This is a genomic window from Streptomyces sp. NPDC052721, assembly GCF_040678315.1.
Classification (GTDB): Bacteria; Actinomycetota; Actinomycetes; order Streptomycetales; family Streptomycetaceae; genus Streptomyces.
Map to the genome: position 1 here is coordinate 45,456 of NZ_JBFATL010000037.1, position 11,305 is coordinate 56,760.

Annotated in this window: 10 protein-coding genes; 5 read left to right on the forward strand and 5 right to left on the reverse strand. The window is 74.3% G+C overall.

Going from position 1 to position 11,305, the window contains the following annotated elements; all coding sequences use genetic code 11:
• Window positions 1-13 precede the first annotated feature (13 nt).
• The 3 genes from AB0L21_RS29310 to AB0L21_RS29320 form a co-directional block, all read right to left on the reverse strand.
• Window positions 14-1,075, reverse strand: coding sequence for an MBL fold metallo-hydrolase (locus AB0L21_RS29310; RefSeq protein ID WP_365787441.1), 1,062 nt, complete (start codon window positions 1,073-1,075; stop codon window positions 14-16).
• On the reverse strand, window positions 1,072-2,328 hold the full coding sequence (locus AB0L21_RS29315) for an aminotransferase class I/II-fold pyridoxal phosphate-dependent enzyme (protein WP_365706942.1): 1,257 nt from the start codon (window positions 2,326-2,328) through the stop codon (window positions 1,072-1,074). The genes AB0L21_RS29310 and AB0L21_RS29315 overlap by 4 nt, the downstream gene beginning before the upstream one ends.
• A gap of 269 nt (window positions 2,329-2,597) precedes the next feature.
• Window positions 2,598-3,767, reverse strand: coding sequence for a hypothetical protein (locus AB0L21_RS29320; RefSeq protein ID WP_365787443.1), 1,170 nt, complete (start codon window positions 3,765-3,767; stop codon window positions 2,598-2,600).
• 395 nt (window positions 3,768-4,162) lie between these two features.
• Between AB0L21_RS29320 and AB0L21_RS29325 the strand changes: the two genes are divergently transcribed.
• The 4 genes from AB0L21_RS29325 (at window position 4,163) to AB0L21_RS29340 (ending at window position 7,623) form a co-directional block, all read left to right on the forward strand.
• A complete protein-coding gene (locus tag AB0L21_RS29325) occupies window positions 4,163-5,959 on the forward strand; it encodes a thiamine pyrophosphate-requiring protein (RefSeq protein ID WP_365706938.1) in 1,797 nt (598 codons plus the stop codon).
• Between the two features lie 88 nt (window positions 5,960-6,047).
• Window positions 6,048-6,425: a DUF2795 domain-containing protein gene (locus tag AB0L21_RS29330; RefSeq protein ID WP_365706936.1), complete on the forward strand. Its 378-nt coding sequence runs from the start codon at window positions 6,048-6,050 to the stop codon at window positions 6,423-6,425.
• Window positions 6,422-7,075: a diguanylate cyclase gene (locus AB0L21_RS29335; RefSeq protein ID WP_365787445.1), complete on the forward strand. Its 654-nt coding sequence runs from the start codon at window positions 6,422-6,424 to the stop codon at window positions 7,073-7,075. Before AB0L21_RS29330 ends, AB0L21_RS29335 begins: the two co-directional genes overlap by 4 nt.
• Window positions 7,076-7,080: 5 nt before the next feature.
• Window positions 7,081-7,623: a type 1 glutamine amidotransferase domain-containing protein gene (locus AB0L21_RS29340; RefSeq protein WP_365787447.1), complete on the forward strand. Its 543-nt coding sequence runs from the start codon at window positions 7,081-7,083 to the stop codon at window positions 7,621-7,623.
• Between the two features lie 108 nt (window positions 7,624-7,731).
• Here AB0L21_RS29340 and AB0L21_RS29345 read toward each other — a convergent pair whose 3' ends face one another.
• Complete coding sequence (locus AB0L21_RS29345; RefSeq protein WP_365706930.1) at window positions 7,732-8,019, reverse strand: DUF6158 family protein; 288 nt, start codon at window positions 8,017-8,019, stop codon at window positions 7,732-7,734.
• Between the two features lie 57 nt (window positions 8,020-8,076).
• Here AB0L21_RS29345 and AB0L21_RS29350 point away from each other — a divergent pair, with 57 nt between their 5' ends.
• Window positions 8,077-9,195 carry a Vms1/Ankzf1 family peptidyl-tRNA hydrolase gene (locus AB0L21_RS29350; RefSeq protein ID WP_365706928.1) on the forward strand — a complete coding sequence of 373 codons (1,119 nt, stop codon included), beginning with the start codon at window positions 8,077-8,079 and terminating at the stop codon, window positions 9,193-9,195.
• Between the two features lie 61 nt (window positions 9,196-9,256).
• On the opposite strand, the gene AB0L21_RS29355 is transcribed toward AB0L21_RS29350, so the two are convergent.
• A complete protein-coding gene (locus tag AB0L21_RS29355; protein WP_365787449.1) occupies window positions 9,257-10,876 on the reverse strand; it encodes an ATP-binding cassette domain-containing protein in 1,620 nt (539 codons plus the stop codon).
• Between the last annotated feature and the right edge of the window lie 429 nt (window positions 10,877-11,305).

The window sequence follows — 11,305 nt, forward strand, 5'->3', positions numbered from 1 at the left end:
CGCGGGCCACGCCTCACTCGAGCACGTGGGAACCTCCGACCGGCAGATCCCACAGGTCCTCGCGCTCCAGCCCCGCTTTCTCCCAGGCCGTCCGCACCCTGGTGAGCGGTTCCAGGACCGGTTCCGCCGAGAGGATGAAGGTGGCCCAGTGCATGGGGGCCATGCGGCGGGCGCCGAGGTCGAGGGTGGCCTGGACCGCTTCCTCGGGGTCGCAGTGGACGTCGCTGAGCCACCAGCGGGGGTCGTAGGCGCCGATGGGCATCAAGGCGAGGTCGATGCCGGGGTAGCGGCGGCCGATGCGGGAGAACCAGTGGCCGTAACCGGTGTCGCCGGCGAAGTAGAGGCGCTGTCCGCCGGAGTCGGTGAGGACCCAGCCGCCCCACAGGCTGTGACAGGTGTCGGTGAGGGTGCGCTTGGACCAGTGGTGGGCGGGGACGAAGTCGAAGCGGACCCCGGCGAGTTCGGCGCCCTCCCACCAGTCGAGTTCGGTGACGCGGGTGAACCGGCGGCGGCGGAACCAGCGGCCGAGGCCGGCGGGCGCGAACACCGGGGTGTCGCGCGGGAGTCGGCGCAGGGTGGGGGCGTCCAGGTGGTCGTAGTGGTTGTGGCTGATGACGACGGCGTCGACGCGGGGCAGGCTCTCCCAGGGCACGCCCACCGGGGTGATGCGGGCCGGGGTGCCGAGGATGCGGCGGGACCAGACGGGGTCGGTGAGGACGGTCAGGCCGCCGATGCGGACGATCCAGCTGGCGTGTCCGGCCCAGGTGACGGCGAGGGTGCGGGTGTCGACGCGGGGCAGCGGGGCCGGTGCGTAGGGCAGGCGGGGGACGTCGGCGAGGCCTTCCGGGCCGGGGCGCACGGCGCCTTCGCGGGCGAAGCGGGCCAGGGCCTTCAGGCCGGGCAGCGGGGCGGTGAGCCGGTCGTGGAACGTGCGGGGCCAGACCCGGTGTTCGCCCAGCGGGCGGGGCTCGGCCAGGGGCGGAAAAGGGGGCGCGAGGGGGGCCTGCGTGCCGGGTTCGCCGGCTGTCGCGGTCGTCGTCGTGGCCGGGCCGGGCTCATGCGTCTGCTGCGTCATCGAGGCTCCCATCGCTGAGCGTCGTCGCGGAGATCGTCGAAGGCCGACCTCAAGGAGACCAACGCGCGTTGCACGTGTGGCAGTTCCAACGGTTCGGGTGCCGTGAGGCATTCCGCGCGTTCCTCGTCCGTGGCGCCCAGCAGGGGCCCGGTGGCGAGCCGGACGCGCAGCGCTCCGAGGTCGTCGCCGAAGCGGTGGCCGCCGGGCGCGGGCATGCCGAGCCGTGCGGTGAGGAGGTCCTCCAGTTCCTGTGCGTCGCCGACGCCCCGGGCGGCGAGCGGTTCACGCAGCGGGCCGAGATCGACGTACAGGTGCCGGCCGGCCTGCGGCGGCCGGGCGAGCGCCCCGGCGCCGACGACGGCGGCGTGCGCGGCGGCGGCCACGCGCGCGTGCAACCGTACGGTGGCCTCGCGGCGTTCGATGACCGGCGGGGGTTCGTCCAGGGCGTAGCCGGCGGCCGCGGCGACCGGTGCGGGGAGGCGCGCGCCGAGAGCGGTGAGGATGTCGAGCACGCGCGCGTGGAGGTGCCGTCCGCTGTCGGTGGCCGGGAAGCGGGCGACGGCGGCGGGCCAGCCGGGGGGCAGCAGGGCGCCGGCCAGGTCGGTGACCACGGTGACCTGGTCGGGCCACATCTCGGCGGGGCTGAGCAGGACGGTGTCGTGCGGGGCGTGCAGGGTGTCCCGCCAGGTCTCGTCGCTGACCAGGTGCAGGCCCTCGGCGGTGGCGGCCTCGACGGTCTCGTGCAGCAGTTCGGGCGGGGTGACGGTGGCGGTGGGGTCGTCGGCGACGGACAGCACCAGCAGCCGGGGGTCGCCGCCCTCGGCGCGGACCCGGCGGACGGTCTCCAGCAGGGCGTACGGGTCGGGGACGCCACCGCCCTCGGCCGGTGTCGGCACGTGGAAGGCGGGCCGGCCGAGAATGCGGGCGTACGGGGCCCACCAGGCGGGGCAGGGCCGGGGCACGAGGACGTCCGCGCCGTCGCCGGCGAGCGCGGCGGTCAGGGCCAGCAGCAGGGCGGGGGCGCCGGGCCCGGCGGCCACCTGGTCGGGGACGCAGGGCAGGCCGCGCCGGGTCCAGTAGCCGCAGGCCGCCTCCAGCAGGGCGGGGGCGCCGCCGACGGGATGGGCGTCGGCGCGGCTCGCGGCGGCGGCCAGTACGGCGGACAGTTCCGGGAGCACGGGCAGGCCGTCACCGGGGAGCGGCGGGCCGTAGCGGACGGGGCCGTGGCCTTCTCCGGGGTCCGTCCGCCGCATGTCCGCCTCCGCGCAGTCCGTGGTGCCGTCGTGCCGCCCGCTCCGGGCCGTGCCGTCCTCGTGGGCTGCTGTGCCGTCCGCGTGTGCCGTGTGGGTCTGTGACCTGTGTGGGCCGGTGTCCGTCTCGTGTCGTCCGTGTCGTGCCGTGTCCTGTGGTGTCCCGGGCCGGCTGTGCGGCGGGCGGTTCCGGTGAGGTCCCTCGGCGGTGCCCTCGGGAGGTGTGTACCCGCCGAACGGCCCTCCATGGGCGGTTTTGGGAGTTGCCCGGATCACATCCCCGCGTGTTCGCCTCCCCGGAACCGCCGGTGGCCGAACAGCCGGTAGACGGCGCCCGCGCAGGCGGCGGCGAGGAGGGTGGCACCGGCGGCCAGCGCGGGGACCGAGTCGTTGAAGGTGCCGCCCTGTCCCGCGTCCACGCCGTGCTGCACGCCGGCCGGCGTGCAGGAGTCGGAGCCGTGGGACTCGCGACAGGCACGGCCGTCCGCGCAGGTCGCCTCCCGGGACCCCGCGCACGGTTCGCCGTCATGGCCGCAGGAGCCCGCCCCCGCCCCCGCGCACTCACGCCCGGAACCGTCCTGCCCGGCGGAGTCCTTGCCCGTGCCGTCCCGCCCGGCGGAGTCCTTCCCGGTGCTTTGCCGTCCACCACTGTCCTGGCCGACACCGTCCCGCCCGGCTCCCGTCCCGCCCCCGTCCTGGCCGCCCCCGTCCGCTCCGGTCACCTGGCCGGGCCCCACTTCCCCGGCGCCGACCCCGCCGGCACCGTCCGGGCCGAGACCGTCCTGCCCGACGCCGTCGAGCCCCGCACTCGGCCCGATCCCGACGCCCGGTACCCCGACGCCGTCCAGTGCGGGTACGTCCCCGGCCCCCTCCCGCCCGGCGTTCTGCCGGCCGTCCTGACCGCACGGTTTGTCGTCCACGCAGACCGTGGCCGGCGCCGTGGGGGCCTCGCCGCTCCGGGTGACGGGGTGGCCGCCGGTCAACGGCCTGCCCGGGGCCCCGGAGGGGGACGGACAGGGACCGGCGCCGCCCGGCTTGCCGCCCGTGGTGGTGCGGACGGTGACCCGGCTGAGGCGCGCGGCGCCGTCCGGGAGGACCGGTGAGGTGGCGGCCAGGGTGACCGGCGCCGGCCCCCCCGCGGGGTCGCAGAACGCGGAGGCGGCGAGGCTACCGAAGGCGGGTGCGGCGACGACGGCGGGGCCGGTGCGGGCGCCGGTGCGGGTACTGGAGAGGCGGGCGGCGACGACGGCGGAACCGGTCAAGGTCCCGGAAGCAGGCGCGACGACGGCGGCGGGGCCGGTCAGGATCCTGGAGGCGCGGGCGGCGACGGCGGAACCGGTGAGGGTGCCGGAGGCAGGCGCGACGACGGCGGCGGGGCCGGTGAGGGCGAGCACGGCACCGGCGGCGAGGGCGGCGGACAGGGCGCGGGCGGTGCGGCGCATGGGAGGGGCTCCTCGGCGGACAGCGGACAGCGGACGGTGGGCGGCGGCGGGACGGCCGGGCGTCGGTGCGCGGTGCGGCGTACACCGGCGTACCGGTCGCGCACGGTGTGGCCGTCGTCCAGGGCGTCGGCGTCACCGTGCGGTGCCCCGGTGACGGAGGGGCACGGGGCGTGCCCTCGCTGCCATGACAGCCCGCGTGCCGCCGTACCGCGCGCGGCCGGAGCCCATTCGCGGGACGCGCGGGGCCGGCCGGGTGACGGTCCGGCCGACGGCACGCGCCACGCGCCCCGGAACCCGCCCCCGTACCCGCCCCGCAGGTTTTCCGTCCCCCGCGCAGGTGACTCGGTATCCGCTGGCCGGATCGTCCGCTTCGTACTGCACCGGGAGGTCTCTCCATGAGCACCAAGGTCTCGGACCACATCCTCGAGCGCCTGCGCGCTTGGGGCGTCGAACAGGTCTTCGGCTATCCGGGTGACGGCATCAACGGGCTGCTCGCCGCCTGGGGCCGCGCCGAGGACCAGCCGCGGTTCATCCAGTCCCGGCACGAGGAGATGTCCGCGTTCGAGGCGGTCGGGTACGCCAAGTTCAGCGGCCGGATCGGGGTCTGCGCGGCGACGTCGGGACCGGGCGCCATCCATCTGCTCAACGGCCTGTACGACGCGAAGCTGGACCACGTGCCGGTGCTGGCGATCGTCGGGCAGACCAACCGGACGGCGATGGGCGGTTCGTACCAGCAGGAGGTCGACCTGCACACGCTGTACAAGGACGTCGCCTCGGAGTTCGTCGAGACCGTGACCGTGCCGGAGCAGCTGCCGAACGTGCTGGACCGGGCGATCCGGACGGCGTACGCCCGGCGCTGCCCGACCGCGCTGATCATCCCGGGTGATGTGCAGGAGCTGGACTACTCGCCGCCGACGCACGAGTTCAAGATGGTGCCCTCCAGCCTGGGGATGAGCGACTACACGGCGACCCCGACGGACGAGGCGCTGCGCCGGGCGGCGGACGTGCTGAACGCGGGCGACAAGGTGGCCGTCCTGATCGGGCAGGGGGCCGCGGGCGCGGTCGCGGAGGTCCGGGAGGTCGCCGAGCTGCTCGGCGCGGGGGTGGCGAAGGCGCTGCTCGGCAAGGACGTGCTGAGCGACGAGCTGCCGTACGTCACCGGGCCGATCGGGCTGCTGGGCAGCCGGCCGTCGTACGAGATGATGCGGGACTGCGACACGCTGCTGACGATCGGCTCGTCCTTCCCGTACACGCAGTTCATGCCGGACTTCGGCAAGGCGCGCGGGGTGCAGATCGACATCGACGCGCACATGATCGGCATGCGCTATCCGTACGAGGTGAACCTGGTCGGTGACGCCCAGGCCACGCTGCGGCGGCTGATCCCGCTGCTGAAGGCGGAGGGGCGCGGACGCGAGTGGTACGACACGGTGTGCGCGAACGTGAAGCGCTGGCACGAGACGATGGAGCGGCGGGCCGGGCTGTCGGCCGATCCGATCAACCCGGAGTACGTGGCCCGGGCGCTCGATCCGCTGCTGCCGGACAACGCGATCCTCACCTCGGACTCGGGGTCGGTCGCCAACTGGTACGCGCGGCACATCACGATGCGGCCGGGCATGCGCGGTTCGCTGTCCGGGACGCTGGCGACGATGGGCCCGGGCGTGCCGTACGCGATCGGGGCGAAGTTCGCCCATCCGGACCGGCCCGTGTTCGCGCTGGTCGGGGACGGGGCGATGCAGATGAACGGCCTGGCGGAGATGATCACGGCGGCGAAGTACCGGGACCGCTGGTCGGATCCGCGGCTCGTGGTGGCCGTGTGGAACAACCAGGACCTGAACCAGGTGACGTGGGAGATGCGGGCGATGGAGGGCGCCCCGTCGTTCCTGCCGTCGCAGGCGATCCCGGACGTGCAGTACGCGGCGTTCGCCCGGTCCCTCGGTCTGACCGGGATCCGGGTGGAGAAGCCGGAGGACGTGGAGGCGGGCTGGCGGGCCGCCCTGGACGCGGACGGACCGGCGGTGGTCGAGTTCCTCACCGACCCCGCCGTACCGCCGATCCCGCCGCACGCCAGCTGGGAGCAGATGGAGGCCACGGCCGCGTCGATCCTCAAGGGCGACGCCGACCGGGGTTCGGTGGTCAAGCAGGGACTGAAGGCGAAGGTGCAGGAGTTCCTGCCGGGCCGGCAGAAGCACTAGGCCGAGCGGTGGCCGGGCGGCGCCGATCCCGTGTCGGACGTGCGGTACCGGGTACGCGGTGCGGACCTTCGACCCTCTGGAGGGAGACATGCAGCGAGGCAGTGACCGGCTGAGCGTCCACCGGGACGACGAGATGAAGCACGAACTGAAGGGACTGCTCCGGTCCGGCCATCCCACGCGCGTCGAGGAGTGGCACGACCCGGAGCCGGCCGCGGACGACGATCCGGAGGTGTGGAGCGGACCGGTGGGCGGTCTGGGGTCTCCGGCGTCGCTGGAGCGGACCCGGCTGGAGCTGGCCCGGCACCTGAGCCGGCACACCTTCCCCGCGAAGCCGGGCGAGCTGGCCCGGGCGCTGCGCCGGAACAACGCGCCCGGCGGGCTGATCGACGCGGTGGCCGGGCTGCCGCACGGCGGCCGGTACGAGAACGTGCAGCAGCTGGCCGAGGCCGTGGTGGGCGGCGCATGAGTCAGGACCAGGCGGCCGACATCGCGCGCGGTGCCACGGTCGACGTGGGGGACGCCACCACGCGGTTTCTGCTGTACGGGCTGCTGCCCGGCTGGTTCGTGCCGGGGCTCGCCGACTGGGCGATGCACCGGCGGACCCGGATCGAGGACACGACGGGGACGAAGGAGTCCCTGATCCATTCGTTGATGATGGCCGAGGTGGGCCTGCCCATCGCGCTCACCCTGCGCTACGAGGTCAATCCGCTGCTGCTGTCCGTGCAGCTGGGCGCGGCGGCGGTGCACGAGGCGACGGCGCTGTGGGACGTGCGGACCGCCGTCCGCGGCGACCGTGAGGTCAAGCCCGTCGAGCAGCACATCCACAGCTTTCTGGAGTCGCTGCCGTTCGGCGGGCTGGCCTCGCTGATGTGCCTGCACGCCGATCAGGTGCGGTCGCTGCTGCGCGGGGGGCGCGGGGATCCGGACGCCTGGCGTCTGGTGCCGCGCCGGCGCCCGCTGTCGCCCGGCTATCTGGCGGGCATCGGCCTCGCGATCGGCGTGTGTGTGCTGCTGCCGTACGGCGAGGAGCTGGCGCGCTGCCGGCGGGCTGCCCGGGCGAGGAGGCGCCGGGCCCGGGCGCACCGGGCCACGCTGCGGAGAGTGAAAGGAAGCTGAGGTTCATGCGTATCGCGTTTCTGGTGGCACCCGAGGGCGTCGAGCAGGTCGAGCTGACCGAGCCGTGGCAGGCGGCCTCCGGTGCCGGGCACGAGCCGGTGCTGGTGTCGACCCAGTCCGGGAAGATCCAGGCGTTCAACCATCTGGACAAGGCGGACACGTTCCCCGTGGACGAGGTGGTGGGCGAGGCGTCGGCCGGGTCGTTCGGCGGTCTCGTACTGCCGGGCGGGGTGGCCAACCCGGACTTCCTGCGGATGGACGAGAAGGCCGTCGCGTTCGTGAAGGACTTCTTCGAGCGGGGCCGTCCGGTGGCCGCGATCTGCCACGCGCCGTGGACGCTGGTGGAGGCCGACGTCGTACGCGGCCGGGTGCTGACCTCCTGGCCGAGTCTGCGCACGGACATCCGGAACGCCGGCGGCACGTGGGTGGACGAGCAGGTGAAGATCTGCGACCACGGCTCCAACCAGCTGGTGACCAGCCGCAAGCCGGACGACCTGAAGGCGTTCTGCGACGCGTTCCTGCACGTGTTCGCCGGCGAGGCCGGCTGACGGACGCGGGATGAGAGGGCCGGCCCGTCGGGGGCCGGCCCTTTCGTGTGGGTGCCTCGTCTCGTGTCTCGTGAGGGTGCCGTCCCGCGGATGTTGCTGTGGGCGGCGTCAGGTGCCGGTCGTGCCCGGAGTCGCCGCCTCGCCGCAGCCGCGCTCACGGGCGCCCTCGCGGGTGCGGCCCGCGCTCACCAGGCGGCGGGGGTTGCGGCGCAGGTACTCGCCCTCCAGCTGCGCCATGCGCTCGTTGTGGGCCCGCAGTGCGTCGTTCGAGCCGTACAGGAGAGTGTCGTGGCGCGTGCGGTGGATCGTCTCCAGCTCCTTCATGAGCTGCTGGTCGTCCAGCCGGCTGGGGTCGACTCCGGTCATGGTGGTGCCCCGCTCGTCGTGTTCGTTCATGGGCTTCGGGTACCCGCCCGGCACGCACTGCCCCCGAGCGATTTCCGGGAGGAATCCATGGAGCTCGCGTTCCTGAATCCACTGTACGAACATCCGGGGTCCTGGGCCTCCGCTTACGTGGACCTGTCGCAGCACGACGAGGACATGGAGCACCGGCGGCATCTGACGGCGGAGGCGGTGGCCCGGCAGCTGCGTGAGCAGGGCGCCGACGAGGCCACCTGCGGGGCGGTGTACGACACCGTGGACGCGCTGCGGCACAGCACGGAGCCGTACGGGCGGGCCGTCTTCGCCCGGAACGGCGAGGTGGTGCTCCAGGTGCCGCTGACCCAGGCCCCGCCGCACGGCCTGGTGCACTGGGGCACGCTGCCGCACGTCACACCGCTGCTGGACCTGGCCGGGGAGGATCCGGTGTCGCTGGTGGCGTACATCGACCGCACCGGTGCCGGCTTCGAGCTGCGCAGCGCGGTGCTCCAGGAGGAGGCCGGGCATGTCACGGGCAGCCGGCAGTGGCCGATGCACCGGTCGAAGGCCTCCGACTGGTCCGAGCGGCACTTCCAGCTGAAGGTGGAGAACACCTGGGAGTACAACGCGCGGGAGATCGCCGAGGCGCTCGCGGCCTGCCAGGCCGAGACCGGGGCCGACCTGCTGATCCTGTGCGGCGAGGAGCGTGAGTGCCGGTCGGTGCACGAGCAGCTGCCCCAGCAGTTGCGGGACCGGGCGGTTCAGGCCGCGCACGGCGTCGGCAGCAGGCTGCTGCCGCAGGAGGTGGAGGACATCCGGGCCCGGCACGTCCGGGAGCGGGTCCTGGCCGAGGTGGACCGGTACCGGGCCGCCCGGACGCCCGACGAGGAGCGGCGGGCCGCGGCGATCGAGGGTGTGCCGCAGCTGATCGAGGCGGCGCGCGAGCACCGGCTGGCCGAGCTGCTGATCCGCCCGGACGCGCCGGACACGCACCGCGAGGTGTGGATCGGCGAGGACCCGGACCAGCTGGCGGCCCGCCGCACCGAGCTGAAGAGCATCGGCGAGCAGCACGCCTGGCCGGCCCGCGCCGATGACGCGCTGGTGCGGGCGGCCGTGGTGACGGACGCGCCGGTCGTCTCGCTGACGCCGGTGCTGGAGGAGGCCGGCGACGAGGTCGCGGCGGGCGGCATGGGCGCGCTGCTGCGCTGGAAGTGACGGCCCCGGCGCGGCGGACCGGCCGGGCGGCGCGGTGGGCGGCGTGGTGGGCGGGCCCGGGTCAGCGGGCCCGATCGACCCGCCGTTCGTCCCAGACCGGTTCCGGTGTCTCGCGGACCCGGCCGTCGGAGCCGAAGACCAGGAAGCGGTCGAAGGAGCGGGCGAACCAGCGGTCGTGGGTGACCGCGAGGACCGTGCCCTGGAACGCCTCCAGACCCTCCTGGAGGGCCTCGGCCGACTCCAGGTCGAGGTTGTCGGTGGGCTCGTCCAGGAGCAGAGCGGTGGCACCGGCCAGCTCCAGCAGCAGGATCTGGAAGCGGGCCTGCTGTCCGCCGGAGAGGCGGTCGAAGGTCTGCTCGGCCTGCTGGGTGAGTTCGTAGCGGCGCAGCCGGGACATGGCGGCGCCCCGGTCCTGGGCGTGTTCCTTCCAGAGGATGTCGAGGAGGGTGCGGCCCTGGAGTTCGGGGTGGGCGTGGGTCTGGGCGAAGTGGCCGGGCACGACCCGGGCGCCCAGCTTCCACTCCCCCGTGTGGGCGACGTCCTCGCCGGCGAGGAGCCTGAGGAAGTGCGATTTGCCGGAGCCGTTGGAGCCGAGGACGGCGACCCGTTCGCCGTAGAAGACCTCCAGGTCGAACGGTTTCATCAGCCCGGTCAGCTCAAGTCCCGTGCAGGTGACGGCCCGTACGCCGGTACGGCCGCCCTTCAGCCGCATGGTGATGTCCTGCTCGCGGGGCGGCTCGGGGGGCGGGCCGGCCTCCTCGAACTTGCGCAGGCGGGTCTGGGCGGCCTGGTAGCGGGAGGCCATCTCATGGCTGACGGCGGCGGCCTGGCGGAGCGTGAGGACCAGCTTCTTCAGCTGGGCGTGCTTCTCGTCCCAGCGGCGGTGCAACTCCTCGAAGCGGGCGAAGCGTTCGCGGCGGGCCTGGTGGTAGGTGGCGAAGCCGCCGCCGTGCACCCAGGCGTCGGCGCCGGCCGGGCCCGGTTCGACGGAGACGATCTTCTCGGCGGAGCGTGCCAGGAGTTCGCGGTCGTGGGAGACGAACAGGACCGTCTTCCGGGTCTCCTTGAGCTGCTCCTCCAGCCACCGTTTGCCGGGCACGTCGAGGTAGTTGTCCGGCTCGTCCAGCAGCAGCACCTCGTCGGTACCGCGCAGCAGCGCCTCCAGCACGAGCCGCTTCTGCTCACCGCCGGAGAGGGTGCGCACCTGCCGCCACTGCGCGCGCTCGTACGGCACGCCGAGCGCGGCGGTGGTGCACATGTCCCACAGGGTCTCGGCCTCGTAGCCGCGCGCCTCGGCCCAGTCGGCGAGGGCCTGCGCGTACCGCAGCTGGGCCGCCTCGTCGTCGACGGTCATGATGGCGTGCTCGGCCTCGTCGACCGTCTGCGCCGCCTCGCGGATGCGGGGCGGGGCGACGGAGACGAGCAGGTCGCGTACGGTCGTCTCGTCCCGTACGGAGCCGACGAACTGGCGCATCACGCCGAGGCCGCCGCCGACGGTGACACTGCCGCCGTGCGGTTTCAGCTCGCCGGAGATCAGCCGCAGCAAGGTGGTCTTGCCGGCGCCGTTCGGACCGACCAGGGCGACGACCGCCCCTTCTCCCACCCGGAAGGACACATCGCCGAGCAGCGCCCTCCCGTCGGGGAGGTGGTACTCCAGGTGCGCGGCTTCCAGATGTCCCATGGCCAGGCATTCTCCGAGCCACCCCACGCCCGGGGCAAACCGTTATCCGCCGCCCTGGTCCCGCGACCCCGGCAGGAGCGGCGCGAGGCGGCGGACCCCGTCGGAACCACCGGCCGACGCGGCGGGGGCCACGGCCCGACTCCCTGGTGGCGCCGGCCTGGCTAGAGGTAGGGGCCACGGCCCGACTCCCTGGTGGCGCCGGACCTGGAAGGGGCACGGTGGAGCCGGCCGGGCGGGACAGCACCGCGGCACGCGGGCACCGCGAAGCCGGCCCGGCGAGACAGCACCGCGGCACGCGGGCACCGCGAAGCCGGCCCGGCGAGACAGCACGACGGCACGCGGGCACCGCGAAGCCGGCCCGGCGAGACAGCACCGCGGCACGCGGGCACCGCGAAGCCGGCCCGGCGAGACAGCACGACGGCACGCGGG